Here is a 20,034-nt window from a genome sequence, read left to right as displayed (position 1 = left end):
CCGCGTCGGGAAGCCGACTCGGTCCGGTTCAGGTTTAGGCGGATCTTGTGGGCTGCTTAAGGTCTCCACAAGGGAGTCCTCCGTAGCGTTGGGTCATCGGCCGTGCACCGCGGTCACCGCCGCACGCCGCCGCCCCGCGAGCCGGGTTGCCGGCCGCGTGTGCCCCCGGCAGGAACGGAGTTCACCCCATGCGAAGACTGGTCGCCTACCCGCTGATGGCGCTGGGTCTCGTGACCGCGTCGCTGGCGATCGCCTCGCCCGCGTCCGCCCACGGGTACGTCTCGTCGCCCCCGAGCCGGCAGGCGCTGTGCGCGTCGGGCCGGGTCGCCGACTGCGGGCCGATCCAGTACGAGCCGCAGAGCGTCGAGGGCCCGAAGGGCCAGCGCAACTGCCACGGCGGCCTGGCGCAGTTCGCCGTGCTGAACGACGACAGCCGCAACTGGCCGGCGACCTCGGTCGGCTCCTCGGTGACGTTCAACTGGGTGCTCACCGCCCGGCACTCCACCAGCAGCTGGGAGTACTACATCGGGAGCAGGCGGATCGCGTTTTTCGAGGACGGCGGCCGCCAGCCCAACGCGACCGTGTCGCACCAGGTGAGCCTGGCCGGGTTCAGCGGCCGGCAGAAGCTGCTGGCGATCTGGAACATCGGCGACACCCCGATGGCCTTCTACAACTGCATCGACCTGCAGATCGGCGGGGGCGGCCCGGCTCCGTCGCCGACCGCCGCCCCGTCGCCGACGGCCCGGCCTGGCGCGTCGCCGACCGCGCGTCCGAGCACCCGGCCGACGGTGCGGCCGTCGAGCCCGGCAATCTCGCCGACGCCCCGCCCGACGGGCACCGTGCCCGGCGGTGCCGAGTGGGCCCCGGGCACCACGTACCGGACCGGCGACGAGGTCACCTACCAGGGCGTGCGGTACCGCTGCCGGCAGTCGCACACCTCGATCGTCACGTGGGAGCCCTCGTACTACACGCTGGCGCTCTGGCTGCCGATCTGACGAGCTTCCGGCGGGCCGTCCCCCCGTGCGGCCCGCCGGTCACCGCTCCGCCTCCCCGCACCCCCGCCCGGCGGTCACGCCGCCTCCGAACAGGACACCGACGATGAGAGAGTTCCGGATCGCGCTGGCCGCCGCAGCGCTCACCCTGCTGGCCGCCTGCGGCACCGCCGCGCCCGAGCCGGCGGCCTACCAGGTCCCCGTCGCGCCCAAGGCCGACGCGACGTTCAACGCGACCGACGTGATGTTCCTGCAGATGATGGTCACCCACCACCAGCAGGGCCTGGAGATGGTCAAGCTGGCCCGTACGCGGGGGACCAGTGAGGAGGTGGCGATGCTTGCGGGCGCGATCGAGGTCACCCAGACCACCGAGCTGGAGGTCATGCAGGGCTGGCTGACCGGCTGGGGCGAGACGACCACCGCGGACCACCACCCGAACGCGCACGCCTCGCACGGCGGCCTGCCGATCACCGGCGCGGACGAGATGGCGGCGCTGAAGAAGGCCACCGGCGCTCAGTTCCAGACGACGTTCCTGAACCTGCTGATCGGCCACCAGCACAACGCCGTCGAGATGGCCCGCATGGAGACCGACGGCGGCGCCAACCCGCAGGTCAAGGACCTCGCCAACCGCATCACCCTGTCCCGCGCCGAACAGATCAAGCAGATGCTCGGCATGGTCGCCGCCTGACCACTGTCATCTCCGGGGCTCCGCCGGTGCTGCTCTGGCAGCATGGGCGGAGTCTTTTCGTGGCGGCGTGAACCTGGGCGGCCCGTCCGGCGACTGTGCTGGGCGAGGAGGCGGGTATGAGCGACGAGTTGCTGGTGGTGCGGTGCCGGCTCGGTGAGCGGGACGCGCTCGCGGAGCTGGTGCGGGCCTGGCATGCGCCGGTGTGGGGATACGTGCGGCGCATGATCGGCCCGGCTGAGGCCGACGACGTGACACAGGAGGTATGGCTGGCCGTGGTGCGCGGCCTGCCGGGGCTGCAGCAGCCGGAGCGGTTCACGCCGTGGCTGTTCACCATCGCGCGGCGGGCGGTGACCAACCGGCTGCGCGCGGAGTACGCCCGGCCCGAGGTCGCCGCCGACGCCGAACCGGTGACGCCAGATCCCGCCGAGGCCCTGGTGGACCGGGCGGAGCTGCTGGCCGGGCTGGCGGCGCTGCCGGCCCGCGAGCGCGAGGTGCTGATCCTGTTCCACGTCGAGGATCTGCCGCTGGAGACGTGCGCGGTGATCTGTGACGTGCCCGTCGGCACGGTGAAGTCACGTCTGAACCGTGCGCGGCGGCTGCTGCGCGCGGAACTGAACCGGAAGGAAGGCCGCCCGTGAACGCCGACGAACTGATCTCCCGACTGTCCGGCCCGCTGTCGTTGCGCCGCCGGGTGGTGACCACTGTCGCGCTGCTGGGCGGCCTGCTGGGGGCTGCGTTCGTCGGCCTGCTGTGGCTGACCGAGCCGGTGCTGCCGGTTCGTACGCAGCTCGCCTTCGGGGCGCTGGTGCTGGTCGGCCTGGGCTGGGCCGGTTACGGGGCGTGGGTGCTGACCCGGCGTACGCCGCTGTTCGCGCTCGACCGGGTGATCGCCGGGTGGCTCGCGCTGGCCGCCACCGGCCTGCTCGCGGGGCTGACCGTGCTGGTGGCGGCGACCCGGGGCGGGGTGCACGCGGCCGCGTACGCGATGGTGGTGGTGCTGGTCCTGGTGGCGGTAGGGAACCTGGTGCGGGCCCGGGCGCTGCGGGCCGCGCTGCTGCGCCGGAAGCGGGAACTGGGCGGCTGAGTGCCGCCGGGCCGCAGCCGCGTTCATGCCGTTGGACCGCATGAACGGGGCTGCGCTCGTGTGCAGAGGAAGCGATGTCGTCGCTGCGGGCGAGCCTCGGGATGGCGGGATCACGCCGTCCGATCGCCGTGCAGCAGCTCCGACAGCCAGGTGAGCTGCCGTTTGACCTGGTAGGCCTCGCCGCCTTCGTGGTGGTTGAACGGGTAGGCGTGGATCTCCCGCGCGGGCCGCTCCGGGCGGCCGTTGGCCGCGCCGTAGTGGTTGTGGGCGGCGAAGACGCCACGCGGCGGGCACACGTTGTCGCGCAGCCCGGTGCCGAAGTGCGCGGGCGCGACGGCGCGGCGCGCGAACGAAACGCCGTCGACATAGGACAGCGTGCGCCGGACGGCGTCCTCGGCCTCCCGGTGCACGGCGAGGAAGTTCACGATCTCGCCGTACGGCGGCGCGTCGGTGATCTCGATGGCGCGCTGCAGGTCGCACAGCAGCGGCGCGGTGGTGATCAGGGCGGTGAGGTCGGGCACGAGTCCCGCGACGGCCAGCGCCACCCCGCCGCCCTGGCTGTTGCCGGTGGCGACGACGCGGCCGTCGGTGCCGGGCAGGGCGCGGGCCGTGTCGACGGCCCGGACGGCGTCGGTGATGAGCCGCCGGTAGTAGTAGTCGTGCGGGTCCAGGATGCCGCGGGTCGCCGGCCACGGTCCGCCGAGCGCGCCACTGTGCGGGTCGGGGGTGTCGCCGCCGCTGCCGTACTGGCCGCCCTGCCCACGCGCGTCCATCAGCAGGTGCGCGTATCCGGCGGCGGGCCAGGTCAGGCGCTCGTGGGGCAGTCCGCGGCCGCGGCCGTAGCCGACGTATTCGACGACCGCGGGCAGCGGAGTGTCGACGCCTGCGGGGCGGGTGTACCAGGCGCGTACCGGGTCACCGCCGAAGCCGCTGAAGGTGACGTCCCAGGTGTCGAGCAGGGGCAGGCCGGTCCGCACGGGGCGGACGTCGCCGAGCACGGGCTGGGCGGTGGCGTTCTTGAGCGTGGCGGACCAGAACTCGTCGAAGTCGGCGGGTTCGGCGATATCGGGGGTGTAGTCGCGGAGCCGGTCGAGCGGCAGGTCGAACAGGGGCATGGGTCCTCACCGGGAGGTCGGGTTCGGGCGCGGGTGCGCGGGTGGCGCGGTCGTCTCGCGGACGACGAGTTCGGTGACCAGGTCGATGCGGCTGGTCGTGAGGTCGGTCTTGTCGGCGAGGTCGAGCAGCATCTGGGTGGCCGCGCCGGCCATGTCGCGCAGCGGCTGGTGGACGGTGGTGAGGGCGGGGTCGGTCCAGGCGGCGACGGGCAGGTTGTCGTAGCCGATGACGGACAGGTCGTCGGGCACGTGCAGGCCGAGCTGCCGGGCGGCGCGCAGCACGCCCATGGCCTGCATGTCCGACTGGGCGAAGATCGCGGTGGGCCGGTCGGGCCGGGTGAGCAGGTCCAGGGCGTGCTCGTGGCCGGTGGCGACGTAGAAGGCGCCGTGCCGGACGAGGTCGGGGTCGACGGCGATGCCGGCTTCCTCGTGCGCGGCGCGGAATCCGGCGGTGCGGGCGCGGCTGCACAGCACGTCGGTCGGTCCGGAGATGACGGCGATCCGGCGGTGGCCGAGTTCGATCAGGTGGCGGGTGGCGATCAGGCCGCCGCTCCAGTTGTTGGCGCCGACGGTGGGCACCGAGGCGGAGGTGGCGCTGTCGGTGTCGATGACGACGAACGGGATCGCGCGGCGTTGCAGTTGGCGGCGCTGGGGTTCGGTGAGGTGGCACTGGACGAACAGCACGCCGCGGGGGCGGCGGGCCACGACGCCGTCGAGCCATTCCTGGGGTGGGCGGTGCCGGCCCTGGAGTTGGGACAGCACGAGGTCGATCCGGGCCGGCACGGTGACCGTCTCGACGCCACGGATGATCTCCATGGCCCAGGTGGAGTCGTACTCGTGGAAGACGAGGTCGATCTGGCCCGCGCCGGTGGGCTGGCGTTTGGCGCGGCGGCGGTAGCGGTGGCGTTCGAGGCTGGCTTCGACGCGGGCCCTGGTCAGGGCGGAGACGTCGAGTCGTCCGTTGAGGACTTTGGAGACGGTGGCGGTGGAGACACCGACCTCGTCGGCGATGGTCGCGATGGTCACCGTGCCGGGGCCGGTGCTCGGACGGGCCTTCGTCATGTGTCGCCTCACCGCTGCCTCGGAAGTTTCGGAACCGAACTCTAAATCACGATCGGCATTTTCGGCCAGAGTGTTCGGCGATGGGGATCGTCCAGATCGATGGTCCTCACCGGAGTATCACGCACTGCAATCGTTTGTGTCAGCGCTTCCGTGCCCTTGACACGTCCCGATGGGACGCTTAAGTTGCCCGGCACAGGTAACGCAATATTTCCGAAACTTTCGGCGAAACACGAAGTGCGGCAGTCGCTGCGGGTCGGGGACCGTGCCGGGGCCGCACGAAAAATGCGTCGGCGCGAACAGGGGAGGTCTGAGGATGAGCGTGCCCGGGACGCTGGACCCGCCGCGGTCCACGCCGCAGGCGGGCAAACCGCCGCCCGCCGCGCCGCCCGTTCGCGCCCGGCGGCTGACCTGGCGGCGGGCGCTGCGCCGGGATTGGCAGCTGTACTCGCTGGCGGTGCTGCCGCTGCTGTTCTTCGCGGTGTTCCGCTACCTGCCGATGATCGGCAACGTCATCGCGTTCCGTAAGTTCCAGCCCGGCGGCAACCCGCTCGGGGAGTACTGGGTCGGCCTGCGCTACGTCGAGATGTTCCTCAACGACCCGACGTTCTGGAACGTCTTCACCAACACCCTGATCCTCGGCGTGCTGAGCCTGATCGTCTGCTTCCCGCTGCCGATCGTGCTGGCGCTGCTGTTCAACGAGCTGACCAGCCGCCGGCTCAAGCGCTTCGTGCAGTCGGTGTCCTACCTGCCGCACTTCCTGTCGGTCGTGATCGTCGCCGCGATGGTCATGCAGCTGCTGTCCGTCGACGGCACGGCCAACCAGGTGGTACGGGCGTTCGGCGGCGACCCGATCCCGTTCCTGCAGCAGCCCGAGTGGTTCCGCACCATCTACGTGTCCTCGGAGGCGTGGCAGACCGTCGGCTGGGGCACCATCCTCTACCTGGCGGCACTGACCACGATCGACTCCGACCTGTACGAGGCGGCCCGCATCGACGGAGCGAGCCGGTGGCGGCAGACCTGGCACGTGACCCTGCCCGGCATCCGCCCGACGATGATCACGCTGCTGATCCTGAACATCGGCACGTTCATGGCGGTCGGCTTCGAGAAGATCCTGCTGCTGTACAACCCGCTGACCTACCCCACCGGCGACGTGATCTCCACGTACCTGTTCCGGATGGGTGTGCTGTCCAACAGCTTCAGCTACGCCGCCGCGATCGGCCTGTTCGAGGCCGTCATCGGCCTGACGCTGGTGCTGACGGCCAACCTCATCGCCCGCCGCGCGGTGGGGACAAGCCTGTGGTGACCGGCAAACCCCGCCGGATGCGGGTCACCCGGGGCTACCGGGTGTTCCAGGCCGTCAACGCGGTCGTGCTGACACTCGTGGTGATCGTGACGCTGTACCCGTTCGTCAACGTGGTCGCGCGCTCGCTCAGCCAGGAGGCGTACATCCGCGCCGGGCAGGTCAGCCTGGTGCCGCGCGGGTTCAACCTGCACACGTACAAGCTGGTCATGGCCGACGAGATGTTCTGGGCCAACTACCGCAACACGGTCTTCTACACGGTCGTGGCAACGGCTGTCGCGATCACCCTGACCACCTGCTACGCGTACGTGCTGTCGAAGAAGCAGCTGCGCGGCCGCTCGGCGCTGGTCGGCATCGCGGTGTTCACGATGTTCTTCTCCGGCGGCCTGATCCCGAACTACATCCTGGTCACCAGCCTCGGGCTGAAGAACTCGGTGTGGGCGATCGCGCTGCCCAACGCGATCAGCGTGTTCAACCTGCTGGTCATGAAGGCGTTCTTCGAGTCCATGCCGACCGAGCTGGAGGAGGCCGCCGCCGTCGACGGCCTGGACACCTACCGCATCCTGTGGCGCATCGTGCTGCCGCTGTCCAAGGCCATGATCGCGACGATGGTGCTCTTCTACGCGGTGGCGTTCTGGAACTCGTGGTTCTCGGCCTTCCTCTACATGGACCAGTCGGAACTGTTCCCGGTCACCGTCTACCTGCGCAATCTCATCGCGGGCGCGACCGGGGCCGGCTCCGTCGGCGCAGCGGACGCGGATCTGCAAGTGGCGGCCAACATCCAGGCCGTGACGATCGTGCTCACCGTCGTGCCGATCCTGCTGGTCTACCCCTTCGTCCAGAGGTATTTCGTGTCCGGCGTGATGCTCGGGGCGGTCAAGGGGTGAACCGGCTGCAAGTAGCACATTCCACTTATCGACCGGAAAGGCGATTTCTGATGGCTACCCGCTCCCGCAGACGCGTCGCGGCCTTCGCGGCCGCGCTGCTCGCCGTGTCCCTTGCCGGGTGCACCGGCGAGGAACCGACCTCCGAGGACCTGTCCGGCAACCGCGTCGGCGCGATGGCCGACTACGGCGTGAACTCGCAGTTCAAGGCCACCGAGGCGCTGAACTTCTCGATCCTGTACAACAACCACCCGAACTACCCGCTCAAGAACGATTGGCTGTTCTGGTCCGAGCTGACCGCGCGCACCGGCGTCACGCTGACACCGACCGCGGTCCCGCTGTCGGACTACGAGCAGAAGCGCAGCCTGCTCATCGGCGCGGGCGACGCACCGCTGATCATCCCGAAGACCTATCCGGGCCAGGAGACGCCGTTCGTGGCGTCGGGGGCGATCCTGCCGGTCAGCGACTACCTCGACCTGATGCCGAATCTCAAAGACAAGATCGCCAAGTGGAACCTGCAGCCTGACATCGACCAGCTGCGCCAGCTCGACGGCAAGTTCTACCTGCTGCCGGGCCTGCACGAGAACGTGTGGACCGACTACTCGCTCGGCGTGCGCACCGACATCCTCGCCCAGCTCAACCTCACCGTGCCCAAGACCTGGGACGAGGTGTACACGATGCTCAAGGCGATGAAGGCCGCGTACCCGAACCAGTATCCGATGTCGGACCGGTGGAGCAAGCCCACGCCCGGCGGCTCGCTGTTCAACTACATGTCGCAGGCGTTCAGCACCAACGGCGGCTGGGGCTACCGCAACGACTACTGGGACGCCAGCGCCAAGAAGTTCGTCTTCACCGGCGCCACCGACGGCTACAAGCAGATGGTCACCTACCTGAACAAGCTGGTGAAGGAGGGCCTGCTCGACCCGGAGAGCTTCACCCAGGACGACGACACCGCCATCCAGAAGCTCGCCACCGGCAAGTCGTTCGTGATCAGCGCCAACGCGCAGGAGCTGGTCAACAAGTACCGGCCGACGATGGCCGAGACCCAGCCCAAGGCCACCATCGTCAAGATCCCGCAGCCGACCGGCCCGGCCGGCGAGGTCAAGGCCGGCAGCCGGCTGGAGAACGGCGTCATGATCTCCAAGAAGGCCCGGGACAGCAAGAACTTCGTCGCGATGATGCAGTTCATCGACTGGCTGTACTACTCCGACGCCGGCCAGGAGTTCGCCAAGTGGGGCGTGCCCGGCACCACCTACAACAAGGACGCCTCGGGCAAGTTCACGCTCGCGCCCGACGTCGACTACGTCAAGCTCAACCCGACCGCGACCAAGCACCTGCAGAAGGACTTCGGCTTCGGCAACGGCGTGTTCGCCTACGGCGGCACCACCGCGCTGCTGCAGTCGACGTTCTCGGCCGAGGAGCTGGAGTACCAGAAGGCGATGGACGCCCGGAAGATCCTGCCGGTGCCGCCGCCGCACCCGTACGAGGACGCCGAGGCCGAGCAGGCCACGCTGTGGGAGACGCCGCTGAAGGACCACGTCGCGCAGATGACGCTCAAGTTCATCCTCGGCCAGCGTGACCTGTCCGAATGGGACGCCTACGTCGGCGAGCTCAAGGCCAAGAACATGGACGCCTACATCGAGCTCGTCAACAAGGCGTACGACCGCTTCGCCAAGCAGCGGGGCTGACCCGAGTCCCGGCCCGGCCGCGCGCCGGCGCGGCCGGGCCGTTCGCACCGACGCGGAGGAACCGCCATGCGCATCCACGTACCCGAGACCGCCTCCGGCCGGCTGTCCGACGCCTGGCGCTTCTGCGTCGGCACCGGCCGGTTCGAGCTGGCTCTGCGGCGCGACTACCAGGACTCGCTGGCGATGATCCAGCGCGACATCGGCTTCCGGCACATCCGCGGCCACGGCCTGCTGTCCGACGGAGTCGGCGTGTGCCGGCCGTACGAGTACCAGGGCGCGACCCGCACCCGCTACGCGTTCACGTACGTCGACCAGGTCATCGACGCCTACCTCGACCTCGGCATCCGCCCGTTCCTGGAGCTGGGCTTCATGCCCGCCGCCCTGGCCTCCGGCGAGCAGACCGTGTTCTGGTGGGCCGGCAACGTCACCCCGCCCCGCTCCTGGAACCAGTGGGCCGACCTGGTCCGGGCGACCGTGTCGCACCTGGTCGACCGGTACGGCATCGAGCAGGTGCGGACCTGGCCGATCGAGGTGTGGAACGAGCCCAACCTCAAGGAGTTCTGGGCCGGCGCCGACCGCGACGCCTACCACCGGCTGTACGAGGTCAGCGCCGACGTGGTCAAGGCCGTCGACGCGTCGCTGCAGGTCGGCGGGCCGGCGATCTCGCCCGGGGCGGACGACTGGCTGATCTCGTTCGCGGAGTTCGTCGACGGCCGCGGGGTGCCCTGCGACTTCGTCAGCAAACACGCGTACACCTCGGGGCCCGCCCAGCACGTGCCGTTCGGGGTGCACCAGACCCTGGCCCCGGCGGAGCGGCTGCTGGAGCAGTTCGCCACCCCGCGCGAGCTGCTGGCCGCGACCGGGCTGGCCGGGCTGCCGGTGCACATCACCGAGTTCAACTCCTCCTACCGGCCCGACAACCCGGTGCACGACACGGCCCTGCACGCCGCGTACCTCGCGCCGGTGCTGGCCAACGGCGGCGACCTGGTCGACTCGTTCTCGTACTGGACGTTCTCCGACATGTTCGAGGAGGTGGGTGTGCCGGCGTCGCTGTTCCACGGCGGCTTCGGCCTGCTCACCCACCGGCAGCTGCGCAAACCCACCTATCACCTGTACGCGTTCATGGCCCGGATGGGCGAGCACGTGCTCACCCGCGGCGGCGACCACCTGGTGACCCGCGACGGCACCGGCCGGGTCACCGTGCTGGCCTGGGCCCCGGTCGACGTCACCGGCGGCCCGCCCGTCGACGGCCACACGCTGCGCCTGTCGATCCCGATCGGCGGGCTAGGCACCGCGTCGGTGTATATGAGCCGCTCGTCGGTCAGCGAGGAGGCCGGCAACGCCTGGGCGGCCTGGTGCGAGATGGGCCGTCCGGCCTCACCCGGCTCCCGGCAGCTCGCCGACCTGTACGAGGCCGCCGAACCGGCCCGTAGCCACCGCAGCCTGCCGCGGGTCGGCGGCTGCGTCGAGCTGGACCTGGTCCTGTCCCGGCACGAGGTGACCCTGGTCGAGCTGACCCCGGTCGTCGACGAGACCCCGCCCTGGTGGGACGACGACCGCCTGCTCGGCCTGGGCCGCCCCGCCCCGCAGCCCTCGGGGCGAACCGATGACTGAGACCGTCCGGTTCGGCCACGGCGTGCTGTCGCGGGCGGCGGCGCTGATCTACACGCTGCTCGTCGTCGAACTGCTGCTCCTGCTGACCACGTTGCCGGGGCTGGTGCCGCTGGTGCTGCTGGCCCACGACACCAGCAACATCCCGCTGTACGCCGCCTGCGCCCTGCCCCTGGGCCCGGCGGTGTCCGCCGCCCTGTACACGCTGCACCACCATCGCGCCGACCTGGCCGATCTCACGCCCGCGTCCGCGTTCTGGCGCGGCTACCGGCTCAACGCCGGGCCGGTGCTGCGGGTCTGGGCTCCGCTGCTGCTGTGGCTGGCCGTCGTCGCGGTCAACCTCGCCCACCTCGACGCCGCGGCGGTGCCCCGCTGGTGGGCGGGGCTGCTGGTCGTGCTCGCCGTGGTGGCGGCTTTGTGGGCGACGAACCTGCTGGTGATCACGTCGCTGTTCGCGTTCCGGGTCCGCGACGCCGCCCGGCTCGCCTCGTACTTCCTCGTCCGCCGCCCCGCGGTGACCCTCGGCAACCTCAGCGTGCTCGTCGCGGCGGCCGGGCTGACCGTGCAGCTGTCCGAGGCGGTGCTCACCCTGTTCGGCGCGGCGCTGGTCCTGGTGCTGCTGCGCAACTGCCGCCCGATGGTCGGCCAGATCCGGACGGAGTTCACCGCATGAGCCTGAGCGCGCGGCGGCTCGGTCGTGACGACGTTCCTGTCGGCGCGGGTCGACGAGGACGACAACGTGTTCCTGACCGACGTGCCCGGCCCGCTCGGGACGCTGACGGGGGTACGGGTCGACGAGTGGGACGCCCGCGAGGCCGACGTCGTCAACCCGGTCCTGCTGTCGTCGGGCGGCGAGGAACGCGAAGTCGCGTCGCGGCTGCTGTTCGAGCTGGTCATCCCGCAGGGCGCGGACGTCGTCGGCACCTACCGGGCCGACTTCTACGCGGGCACGCCCGCCGTCACCCGCAACACGTTCGGGGCCGGGCACGGGTGGTACGTCGGCGCGGGACTCGATCAGGACGAGGTGTCCTGGGTGATGCGGCAGGTCCTGTCCCGGCATGGCATCGTCGGCCCCTACGCCGACGTGCCCGACCTGGAGACCGCCGTCCGGGTCGCGCCGGACGGGACCCGGCTGCTGTTCCTGCTCAACCATGCGACGGCCGCGGTGGAGGTGGTCGCCTGTGCGACCGGTCTCGATCTGCTGAGCGGGCAGCGGATGTCGCGCGGCCGGCCGCTGGTCCTCGATCCTGCGGGTGTCATGGTGATCCGATGCGACGCCTCGCTGTGATCCACTAGGCGCGAGTGCCGTCGGTCACCGGCGATGATCCGTTTTTGTGGACGCCTGATGCCCCTATAGGGGCGTCCAGCGTCCACAAAAACGGATCATCAGCGCGGTGTCAGTGGATGCGGCGACCGTGGGCGTCAAGGATGCCGGATTTGCGGTAGAAGTAGGTGTTGATCTGATCGCGCCACTCCTGCGCGCAGCGCATCTGCTCGTCGAGGCGTTCGCGGACCCGGGCGTCCACGTCCGGGGCGACCAGCCCGGCGTCACCCAGTCGCGCCCAGTTCGACCGCATCAGCGCCACCCGTTCCGCTCCGGCGAAGTGGGTGTCGTAGATGTGCTGGACGACCGTCTTCCCGCTGTGCAGCACGTGGGTGTAGGGCACATGGTGGAAGAACAGCAGCAGCTCGTCGGGGCAGGAGGCGAGCGACTCGTAGACGTCCGACCAGGGTTTCGGGTACTGGCCGGTGTAGCCGGTGCCGGTGGCGCGGGTGCGGTCGACGCCGATGCCGTCGCGGTCGGCGAAGTGGTACGTGCCCCACGGGGTGTACTCGTAGCCGTCGACGTCGGGGCCGTAGTGGCTGCCGGGCCGGACCATGAACCCGACGCCCAGCGGCGCGGTGTAGGACTCGTAGACCTGCCACGAGCCGTCCATGACCTCGTGCAGGGTGCGCCGGAGCAGGCCGGGGTCCGCGGTCGCGGCCGGGGTGAAGGTGAGGTCGATCCACTCGTCGAGGAGCGTGGCCGGGTCTAGCAGCGGGTTCCAGGCGAGGCGGCCGAAGGCGTACAGGTTCGCTTGCGCGAGCGGGTGTCCGGTCCAGAACGGGTCGTCGCCCACGTTGGACACGGCGACCAGGCCGCCCTGCCCGGACGGCCGCCGACCGGGCGCGGCCCGCTCGTCACCGTGGGCGACCCCGGACGCGACCTCGGCGACCGTCGGTCGCGTGGCACCCCAGGGGGTGAACGCGAGCACCTCGCTCCACATCGGGCCCAGGTAGCACACGTGCCGCTGCTGGCCGGTGTACTCCTGAGTGACCTGCAGCTCCACGGCCAGGTGGGTGCTCGGCATGGCGGCGATCACCGGGGACACCGGCTCGCGGGTCTGGAAGTCGATCGGGCCGTGCTTGACCTGCAGGATCACGTTGCCGGCGAAGTGGCCGTCGAGCGCTGCGAAGTGGTCGTGGGCAGCGCGCGCCCGGTCGGTGGAGCGGTCGCGCCAGTCCTGGCGGTGGTCGTAGACGAAGGCACGCCAGTGCACGACGCCGCCGAACGGTTCCAGCGCGGCGGCCAGGGTGTTCGCGCCCTCGGCGTGGGTGCGGCCGTACCCGAACGGGCCGGGCTGCCCCTCGGAGTCGGCCTTGACGACGTAGCCGCCGAAGTCGGGGATCGCCGCGTACACCTGCCGGGTCGTCTCCGCCCACCAGGCGCGCACGTCGGGGTCGAGCGGGTCGGCGGTGGGCAGGCCGCCGAGCGCGGTGGGGGAATTGAAGCCGACCGACAGGTGCACGCGGACGTGGTACGGCCGCAGCACGTCGGCGAGCGCCGCGACGTCGCCGAGCCGGTCGGTGAGCAGGTGTGCCTCGGTGGCGTGCACGTTGACGTTGTTGACGGTGATCGCGTTGACGCCGACCGAGGCCAGCAGCCGGGCGTAGGCGCGGATCCGGTCCAGGTCCGGGGTCAGGCCGCCGTCGCGCCAGAAGATCGAGCCGCCGGAGTAGCCGCGTTCGACCTGGCCCATGACCGGGTGGGTGTCGATGTTGTCCCAGTGGTTCAGCATCCGCCGCGCCGTCACCGGGTGATGCACGTCGAGCGGCAGCGCCGCGCCGAACGCCGCCTCGCCGAGCCGGACGACGTGGAACAGCCCGTACAGCAGCCCTGCCGTGCCGTCGGCCAGGACCACGGTGACGCCGCCACGCCGGGCGAGGGCGAAGCCTTCCGTGCCGAGCGTGCCCCGGCCCGACCGGTAGTCCAGCTCCGCCAGCACCGACGCTGCCGTATCCGGCAGGCCGACCGTGTCCGTCAACGCGAGCACCAGGTCGAACCGGCCGTCGTCGCCCACGCTGCCACCGTGGTGGTCGGTTGCCCGGGTGGCCTCCTGCATGACGGTCCGCGCGAGCGGCCCGTCGGCGCGGACCAGGACGCGGCGGGAGCCGACGGCCTGCCACGCCTCGTCGGGCAGCCAGGCCGGATGTATGGCGTCACCAGTCATGGACGGTGCCGTCCTTGAGGCGGTTGACCGGCAGGTACGCGGCGACGTATGGGAAACGCGCTGCGGCCTGCTCGTCGAGTTCGACGCCGAGGCCGGGCTGCTCGCCGGGGTGCAGGTAGCCGCCGGTGAAGGTGAACGACTGCCGGAACACCTCGTCGGTCAGCGGGCTGTGCTGCATGTACTCCTGGATGCCGAAGTTGTGGATGGCCAGGTCCAGGTGCAGCGCGGCGGCCATGCCGACCGGGGAGATGTCGGTCGGCCCGTGGATGCCCGACTTGATCTGGTATTGCGCGGCGAAGTCGAGCAGCTTGCGCATGGCGGTGATGCCGCCGGTATGCGTGACCGCGCTGCGCACGTAGTCGATGAGCTGTTCGCGGATCAGGGTCTGGTAGTCCCAGACGGTGTTGAAGACCTCGCCGATGGCCAGCGGGGTGGTGGTGTGCTGCCGGACCAGCCGCAGCGCCTCCTGGTTCTCCGCCGGGGTGCAGTCCTCCAGCCAGAACAGGTCGTACGGTTCGAGGTCCTTGCCGAGCCGGGCGGCCTGGATGGGGGTCATCCGGTGGTGGCCGTCGTGCAGCAGCGGCAGCTCGGGCCCGAACTCGTTGCGCACGGCCTCGAAGACGCCGGGCAGGTGGCGCAGGTAGGCGCGGGTGTCCCAGTCCTCCTCGACGGGCAGCGGGGTGCGCTGGGCGGGCTCGTAGTCGTAGCGCTCGCCCTCGGTCTGCGCGGCGACGCCGTAGACGGCGTTGATGCCGGGCACCGAGGTCTGAATGCGGATCGACTTGAAGCCCAGCGCCAGGTGCTTGCGCACGGAGTCGAACAGTTCGGGCAGGTCGCGGCCGGAGGCGTGCCCGTACGCCATGACGCCGTTGCGGGACGCGCCGCCGAGCAGCTGGTAGAGCGGCATTCCGGCGGCCTTGGCCTTGATGTCCCACAGGGCGACGTCGACGGCGGCGATGGCGGCCATGGTGACCGGGCCGCGCCGCCAGTAGGCCGAGCGGTACAGGTACTGCCAGGTGTCTTCGATGCGGTGGGCGTCGCGGCCGATGAGCAGCGGCACGACGTGGTCGGTCAGGTAGGAGGCGACGGACAGCTCGCGGCCGTTGAGCGTGCCGTCGCCCAGGCCGGTGAGCCCGTCCTCCGTCGTGATCTTCAGCGTGACGAAGTTGCGGCTGGGGCTGGTGACGATGACTTCCGCGGCGACGATCTTCACGAGGTGCCCTTTCAGGACGGTTCCGGGCCGACCAGCGATGCTAGGCCCATAAATCAGACGTAATCAAGGCCAACCCACAAACTGGTATGTTGTATGGGATGGACACCCGACCCGCCGCGTCCCGGCTGCACTCCCGCGTGCTCGACGAACTCGGCGTCGCGATCTGCGGCGGGACGTTGCCGCCCGGCACCGTGCTCTCCGTCGACGAGCTGGTCGAGCGGTGCGCCGTGTCGCGTTCGGTGGTCCGCGAGGTGCTGCGGGTGCTGGCTGCCCTCGGCCTGGTCGAGGCGCGCCGCCGGGTCGGCACCCGGATCCGCCCCGCCGCCGACTGGAACGTCTTCGACCCGCAGGTGATCCGCTGGCGGCTGGCCTCCGACCAGCGGCTGGCGCAACTGCGCTCACTGACCGAACTGCGTGCCGCCGTCGAGCCGCAGGCAGCCCTGCTCGCGGCGCAGCGCACGTCCCCGACCGACGCCGCCGACCTGGTCGCGCTCGCCGCGAAACTGTGGGCCGCGGCCGAATCCGGCGACGAGGCGGGTTTCCTGGCCGCCGACATAGAGTTCCACCGGCGGGTGCTGCTGCACTCCGGCAACGAGATGTTCGCCGGCCTGCACGAACTGGTCGCCGAGTCACTGACCGGCCGCCACCACTACCACCTCATGCCGCAGCACCCCGACCGCCGGGCGCTCACCCTGCACGCCGACGTCGCGCAGGCCATCCAGCGCCGCGACGCCGACCGCGCCCACGCCGCCATGACCGCCCTCACCCAGCAGATCCACGACGAGCTGCCCGAAGCCGAAGGAAGGGCACCTTCCCAACGCTCCGCGTTGTAGCAGGTGCCCTTCCTAACGGGCGTCGTGCTGCGGTGCTGGTCAGAGGCCGCTGAGGGTCTGGGTGACGCCGGCGGCGAGCAGGCCGTCGTAGTACGCGCCGCCGGGGTAGTGGGTGGCGGTCGTCGTGCCGGCGACGCCGTCGACGGCCCAGGTGACGGCCAGGGTCTGCAGCGCGGCGACGTTCTGGGCCTGCGGGGTGCCGGAGGTCAGCGTGCACAGGCCGTCGGTGCTGGCGCCCTCGGCGTCGCAGTGGCAGCCGGTGCTCAGCCGTACGCCGAGGAACGGGCGGGGCACGTCGTTCGTCAGCTCGACGGTGCCGCTGGCGTTGCTGTTGGCCAGGTACGGCGGCGACGAGATCGCGTACATCGGCAGGGCGGTGGTCTTCAGCCCGTTGAAGGCGTTGGCCATGCTCTGCCCGACCGGCGACTTCACCGGGTCGAGCAGCACCAGTGCCTTCACCTTGGCGAACTGGGCCGCGTACGAGGTGCGCAGCCGGTTGGCGACGTACGAGACGACCTCGCCGCCCGCCGAGTGCCCCGACAGCACGTAGCTGGTCGGCAGCGCCAGCCCGGCGCGCCCGGCCCGGGTGCGCGCGTCGGCGAAGCTGCGGCCGAGCTTGTCGGTGCTGTCGGTGGCCTTGCCGAGCAGGTCGGCGACGTTGTTCAGGAAGTCGGTGTTGTTGCCGATGTTGTTGACCGTGCAGCCGTAGAGGTTGGCCGAGGGCAGCGTGGGCGCGAAGACCACGAAGCCCGCCGTGGCGTACTGCTCGGCCAGGTCCTGCAGGTTGCCGTTGCTGCGGGAGAACCCGTGCTGCAGGTAGACCAGGCCGCGCGGGGTGCCGGCCGGGAAGTACCAGTCGGCGTTGGCCTTCATGGTGTAGAACGCGCAGCGGATGTCGACGGTGTTGCTGACCTCGACGACGCCCGGGGCGGCGGACGCGGCGGCCGGTGCGGTGAGGAAGCTGGCGGCCAGCGCCAGGACCAGGGCGGCTCTGCGGAACGACATGGTGTCTCCGGTTTCCCTTGGTGAAACAGCGTTTCCCTTAGGAAAGATTAAGGAGGTCGATCGCCGACCACGTCAAGGTTTTCGATGTGCCATGTTGGACAAGCCCTCCGGCGTGCCCGGCCGGGCGGCGACCGCCAGGGTCACCGTGCCGCAGCCGCCGGCGAGTTGGCCTCGGCCGCGGCGCGGACGAACTCGCGCACCCGGGCCGTCGTGTTCGACTCCAGCCACACCGGCCCGCGCTCGATCGGCGGCGCGTCGGAGATCGGCACGTAGGCGATGTCCGGCCGCGGGTGGTAGTGCCGCGTCTGCTCGCCGACCGGCAGCACCCCGCGGCCGAGCGCGACCAGCGACAGCATCTCCGAGAACGTCCGGCCCGACGGACCCTTCGGCACCGGCCGGCCCGACGGCGTGTGCTCGGGCGTGCGGTCGCGTTTGAACTCCGCCGACGTCACCGCCGGGTACTGGACCACCGGGTGGTCGCCGAGCACCTCCAGCGACACCGACTCCTCCCCGGCCAGCGGATGGGCCGCGGGCACCGCCAGCACCCGCCGCTCGGTCATCAGCGCCGGACCGCGCGCCATCCCGTCGAACGGGTACGCCGCGACCAGGATGTCGATCGAGCCGTCCAGCAGGCTCGCCCGTGAGTTGTACAGCTGCACCTCGTGCACCTCGACCTCGCACTCGGGAAACCGCGAGGTGAACAGGCCGACCGCCTTGGACAGCACCGGCGCGAGATACTCGCCGAGGAACGCCACCCGCAGCCGCCCCGCCACTCCTCGCCCGGCGTCGACGGCCCGGCGCAGCGCCTCGTCCATCTGCGTCACCAGCGGAGCCAGGTCGTCGGCGAGCTGCCGGCCGATGGGCGTGAGCCGTACGACCCGGCTCGTGCGCTCGAACAGCGGTGCGCCGACGCGCCGTTCCAGCTTCTTGACCACGTGGCTGATCCGGCCGGTCGTCACGCCCAGGCGCTCCGCCGTACGGCCGAAATGCAGTTCCTCGGCCAGCGTCAGGAACGTCTCCAGCTCGTGCCGCTCCAGCATGCCGCCTCCGGTTCGTTGAATACGAGTAAACGATCGTAGTCCGATCATGGCTTGGTCGGACCCGCCGGATGGCGAATCGTAAGAGGTGTCACCGGGTCACCCGGACAGACCGGGAGCGGACCCGCCCCCGACCTCTCATGAACGAGGAAACACCATGACGACGAGCATCACCGACTACCTGACCGGTCTCGACGCCGCCCTGCGCGAGATCGGCGAGCAGGCCCGGCCGGTCATCGACGCTGCCCTGCCCGACGCCGGCAGCGCGATGTGGCACGGCCACCCCGTGTGGGGCCTGGGTGAGAATCCCGGCCGCCGGCCGATCTGCCTGCTGAAGGCGTACACCTCCTATGTCACCTTCGGCCTGTGGCGCGGCCAGGAGATCACCGACCCGTCCGGGCGGCTCGAACCCGGCGCCCGGCAGATGGCCTCGGTGAAGCTGCGCTCGGCCGCCGACATCGACCCCGTCCTGTTCGCCGACTGGCTGCGCCAGGCCCGCGCCCTGGAGGCGAACTGATGCGCGTCAAGGCCTTCGACCACCTGGTCCTCAACGTCACCGACGTCGAACGCGCCCTGGAGTTCTACTGCGGGCTGCTCGGCCTCGAACCGGTCCGGGTCGAGCAGTGGCGCGCCGGCCAGGTCGGCTTCCCGTCCGTGCGGATCACCGCCGACACCATCATCGACCTGGTACGCCGGCCCCGCGGTGAGTCGAACGTCGACCACCTCTGCCTGGTCGTCGACCCCCTGGACTGGCACGAGGTCATCGCCTCCGGCGTGTTCACCGTCCTGGAGGGACCGGTGCAGCGCTTCGGCGCGAGAGGCACCGCCACCTCCCTCTACGTCCAGGACCCCGACCACAACACCGTCGAGCTGCGCTGGTATCCCGCCGACGCCGAACCCCAGCCATGACGGCAAGACGCCCGCCCATCGAGAGAACGGGCGGGCGCCTGCCGGACGTTTCTCACGTGATCAAGCCCGAACTCCGCAGCGTGTACCGGCGACTGCTGGACGCCGCCCGGGAACTGGCCGATCAGGGCACTTTCACGTACGCCGACGACCAGGTCGGCCAGAACGACCTCAACGACATCTTCCGGGGGCCGCATGCGGTGAGGCCGATGAGATTCATACCTGTCAAATTGAGGTGTCTCGATTTAGGATGCTGACTTGTCAGTCCCTAGCAGGAGGCGCCCATGATTGCCCGTACCACCCGAGCGCTGCTGGCCGCACTGGTCGCGCTGTCGGCCCTGGCGCTGCCGGCCACCCCGGCACACGCCGCCTCGTGGACCGCCGTGTTCCTGGAGAGCCAGTGGACCGGCACCTGCGTCGCGGTTCCCGACGCCGCCGACGGCTCGGCCGCCACCCAGGAGATCTGCACCGACGTGGACCTCAAACTGTGGAACGTGACCGAGATCGTCGCGGGGGTCTACCGGATCACGAACTTCGGCAGCGGCAAGTGCCTGGCCGCGGTCGGCGCCACGACCGGATCACCGGTGCAGCAGCTGACCTGCAACGGCGGACCCGCGCAGCAGTGGACCGGCAGCGGATCGGGCAACGCGCTGCGGTTCACCAACGTGTCCACCGGCAAGTGCCTGTCCCGTCCTGGCAAGGACCCGGGCACCCCGCTGATCCAGGGCAGCTGCGCGGTGCCGTACGCCCTGTGGAGCCTGCTCTACTGACACCGGCACCCGGCAGGAACGACGAAAGCCCCTCCGGAGAGGGGCTTTCGTTCTTACTGGTGGGCGATACTGGGTTTGAACCAGTGACCTCTTCCGTGTCAAGGAAGCGCGCTCCCACTGCGCCAATCGCCCGTGCTGTACTGCGAGGTGGAGACGGGATTTGAACCCGTGTACACGGCTTTGCAGGCCGTTGCCTCGCCTCTCGGCCACTCCACCGTGGTGACGCCTTGCGGCGGTTCTCCGAGCGGATGACGAGACTCGAACTCGCGACCCTCACCTTGGCAAGGTGATGCGCTACCAACTGCGCTACATCCGCTTGTCACGCTTGCCCGCCTTCCGGCGTGCTTGCCCAACG

At 70.4% G+C, this 20,034-nt stretch carries 21 protein-coding genes, 3 tRNA genes and 1 pseudogene; 16 read left to right on the top strand and 9 right to left on the bottom strand.

The annotated features are described in order from the left end of the window. The first annotated feature begins 188 nt into the window (after window positions 1-188). The 4 genes from ACFQO7_RS15050 (at window position 189) to ACFQO7_RS15035 (ending at window position 2,764) form a co-directional block, all read left to right on the top strand. Complete coding sequence (locus tag ACFQO7_RS15050) at window positions 189-995, top strand: lytic polysaccharide monooxygenase (RefSeq protein ID WP_376806903.1); 807 nt, start codon at window positions 189-191, stop codon at window positions 993-995. A gap of 103 nt (window positions 996-1,098) precedes the next feature. Further along, window positions 1,099-1,680 carry a DUF305 domain-containing protein gene (locus tag ACFQO7_RS15045; RefSeq protein WP_376806902.1) on the top strand — a complete coding sequence of 194 codons (582 nt, stop codon included), beginning with the start codon at window positions 1,099-1,101 and terminating at the stop codon, window positions 1,678-1,680. A 116-nt stretch (window positions 1,681-1,796) separates the two neighbouring features. After that, window positions 1,797-2,318, top strand: a complete 522-nt coding sequence (locus tag ACFQO7_RS15040) for an RNA polymerase sigma factor (protein WP_376806901.1) — start codon at window positions 1,797-1,799, stop codon at window positions 2,316-2,318. Next, complete coding sequence (locus ACFQO7_RS15035) at window positions 2,315-2,764, top strand: hypothetical protein (protein WP_376806900.1); 450 nt, start codon at window positions 2,315-2,317, stop codon at window positions 2,762-2,764. The genes ACFQO7_RS15040 and ACFQO7_RS15035 overlap by 4 nt, the downstream gene beginning before the upstream one ends. 110 nt (window positions 2,765-2,874) lie before the next feature. Here ACFQO7_RS15035 and ACFQO7_RS15030 read toward each other — a convergent pair whose 3' ends face one another. Both ACFQO7_RS15030 and ACFQO7_RS15025 read right to left on the bottom strand, forming a co-directional pair. After that, the gene (locus ACFQO7_RS15030) at window positions 2,875-3,879 is read right to left on the bottom strand and encodes an acetylxylan esterase (RefSeq protein ID WP_376806899.1); all 1,005 of its coding nucleotides are present in this window, start codon (window positions 3,877-3,879) and stop codon (window positions 2,875-2,877) included. 6 nt (window positions 3,880-3,885) lie between these two features. Continuing rightward, entirely contained in the window at window positions 3,886-4,941 is a 1,056-nt protein-coding gene (locus ACFQO7_RS15025; protein WP_376806898.1) for a LacI family DNA-binding transcriptional regulator, read from the bottom strand. Window positions 4,942-5,254: 313 nt separating this feature from the next. Here ACFQO7_RS15025 and ACFQO7_RS15020 point away from each other — a divergent pair, with 313 nt between their 5' ends. The 7 genes and pseudogenes from ACFQO7_RS15020 (at window position 5,255) to ACFQO7_RS14990 (ending at window position 11,712) form a co-directional block, all read left to right on the top strand. Beyond that, a complete protein-coding gene (locus ACFQO7_RS15020) occupies window positions 5,255-6,244 on the top strand; it encodes an ABC transporter permease (protein WP_376806897.1) in 990 nt (329 codons plus the stop codon). Further along, window positions 6,241-7,128, top strand: coding sequence for a carbohydrate ABC transporter permease (locus ACFQO7_RS15015; protein ID WP_376806896.1), 888 nt, complete (start codon window positions 6,241-6,243; stop codon window positions 7,126-7,128). The genes ACFQO7_RS15020 and ACFQO7_RS15015 overlap by 4 nt, the downstream gene beginning before the upstream one ends. Window positions 7,129-7,178: 50 nt before the next feature. Next, on the top strand, window positions 7,179-8,813 hold the full coding sequence (locus tag ACFQO7_RS15010; protein WP_376806895.1) for an ABC transporter substrate-binding protein: 1,635 nt from the start codon (window positions 7,179-7,181) through the stop codon (window positions 8,811-8,813). A 66-nt stretch (window positions 8,814-8,879) separates the two neighbouring features. Then, entirely contained in the window at window positions 8,880-10,427 is a 1,548-nt protein-coding gene (locus tag ACFQO7_RS15005; RefSeq protein ID WP_376806894.1) for a GH39 family glycosyl hydrolase, read from the top strand. Continuing rightward, a complete protein-coding gene (locus ACFQO7_RS15000) occupies window positions 10,420-11,097 on the top strand; it encodes a YesL family protein (RefSeq protein WP_376806893.1) in 678 nt (225 codons plus the stop codon). Before ACFQO7_RS15005 ends, ACFQO7_RS15000 begins: the two co-directional genes overlap by 8 nt. 21 nt (window positions 11,098-11,118) lie before the next feature. Beyond that, window positions 11,119-11,478: pseudogene (locus ACFQO7_RS14995) on the top strand (beta-galactosidase trimerization domain-containing protein); the annotation flags it as partial. Then, complete coding sequence (locus ACFQO7_RS14990) at window positions 11,461-11,712, top strand: Beta-galactosidase C-terminal domain (protein ID WP_376807031.1); 252 nt, start codon at window positions 11,461-11,463, stop codon at window positions 11,710-11,712. The pseudogene ACFQO7_RS14995 and the gene ACFQO7_RS14990, both read left to right, overlap by 18 nt. Before the next feature lie 109 nt (window positions 11,713-11,821). Here the strand turns inward: ACFQO7_RS14990 and ACFQO7_RS14985 are convergent, their stop codons facing one another. Together ACFQO7_RS14985 and manD are read right to left on the bottom strand one after the other, a co-directional pair. Next, on the bottom strand, window positions 11,822-13,915 hold the full coding sequence (locus tag ACFQO7_RS14985; protein ID WP_376806892.1) for an alpha-glucuronidase: 2,094 nt from the start codon (window positions 13,913-13,915) through the stop codon (window positions 11,822-11,824). Next, window positions 13,905-15,128: a D-mannonate dehydratase ManD gene (gene manD / locus ACFQO7_RS14980; RefSeq protein ID WP_376806891.1), complete on the bottom strand. Its 1,224-nt coding sequence runs from the start codon at window positions 15,126-15,128 to the stop codon at window positions 13,905-13,907. The genes ACFQO7_RS14985 and manD overlap by 11 nt, the downstream gene beginning before the upstream one ends. Before the next feature lie 98 nt (window positions 15,129-15,226). On the opposite strand from manD, the gene ACFQO7_RS14975 reads away from it, so the two are divergent. Further along, on the top strand, window positions 15,227-15,961 hold the full coding sequence (locus tag ACFQO7_RS14975) for a FadR/GntR family transcriptional regulator (protein ID WP_376806890.1): 735 nt from the start codon (window positions 15,227-15,229) through the stop codon (window positions 15,959-15,961). 39 nt (window positions 15,962-16,000) lie between these two features. Here the strand turns inward: ACFQO7_RS14975 and ACFQO7_RS14970 are convergent, their stop codons facing one another. Next, a complete protein-coding gene (locus ACFQO7_RS14970) occupies window positions 16,001-16,966 on the bottom strand; it encodes an alpha/beta hydrolase (RefSeq protein ID WP_376806889.1) in 966 nt (321 codons plus the stop codon). 140 nt (window positions 16,967-17,106) lie between these two features. Then, window positions 17,107-18,006 carry a LysR family transcriptional regulator gene (locus ACFQO7_RS14965; protein WP_376806888.1) on the bottom strand — a complete coding sequence of 300 codons (900 nt, stop codon included), beginning with the start codon at window positions 18,004-18,006 and terminating at the stop codon, window positions 17,107-17,109. 154 nt (window positions 18,007-18,160) lie between these two features. Between ACFQO7_RS14965 and ACFQO7_RS14960 the strand changes: the two genes are divergently transcribed. The 4 genes from ACFQO7_RS14960 to ACFQO7_RS14945 are packed head-to-tail and all read left to right on the top strand — an operon-like array spanning window position 18,161 to window position 19,679. Continuing rightward, window positions 18,161-18,520: a DUF1801 domain-containing protein gene (locus ACFQO7_RS14960; protein WP_376806887.1), complete on the top strand. Its 360-nt coding sequence runs from the start codon at window positions 18,161-18,163 to the stop codon at window positions 18,518-18,520. Beyond that, window positions 18,520-18,912 (top strand): VOC family protein, encoded by a 393-nt coding sequence (locus ACFQO7_RS14955; RefSeq protein ID WP_376806886.1) that lies wholly within the window; start codon window positions 18,520-18,522, stop codon window positions 18,910-18,912. The genes ACFQO7_RS14960 and ACFQO7_RS14955 overlap by 1 nt, the downstream gene beginning before the upstream one ends. 56 nt (window positions 18,913-18,968) lie before the next feature. Next, window positions 18,969-19,166: a hypothetical protein gene (locus ACFQO7_RS14950; protein ID WP_376806885.1), complete on the top strand. Its 198-nt coding sequence runs from the start codon at window positions 18,969-18,971 to the stop codon at window positions 19,164-19,166. Between the two features lie 27 nt (window positions 19,167-19,193). After that, a complete protein-coding gene (locus tag ACFQO7_RS14945) occupies window positions 19,194-19,679 on the top strand; it encodes an RICIN domain-containing protein (RefSeq protein WP_376806884.1) in 486 nt (161 codons plus the stop codon). A gap of 57 nt (window positions 19,680-19,736) precedes the next feature. Here the strand turns inward: ACFQO7_RS14945 and ACFQO7_RS14940 are convergent. The 3 genes from ACFQO7_RS14940 to ACFQO7_RS14930 form a co-directional block, all read right to left on the bottom strand. After that, window positions 19,737-19,811 (bottom strand) — tRNA-Val (locus ACFQO7_RS14940). Between the two features lie 13 nt (window positions 19,812-19,824). Next, window positions 19,825-19,895, bottom strand: a tRNA-Cys gene (locus ACFQO7_RS14935). 27 nt (window positions 19,896-19,922) lie between these two features. Further along, window positions 19,923-19,995, bottom strand: a tRNA-Gly gene (locus ACFQO7_RS14930). Window positions 19,996-20,034: the final 39 nt, after the last annotated feature.

This window comes from Catellatospora aurea, assembly GCF_042663325.1.
GTDB classification, from domain to species: Bacteria; Actinomycetota; Actinomycetes; order Mycobacteriales; family Micromonosporaceae; genus Catellatospora; species Catellatospora aurea.
This window is presented reverse-complemented; position numbering and strand designations above follow the sequence as displayed.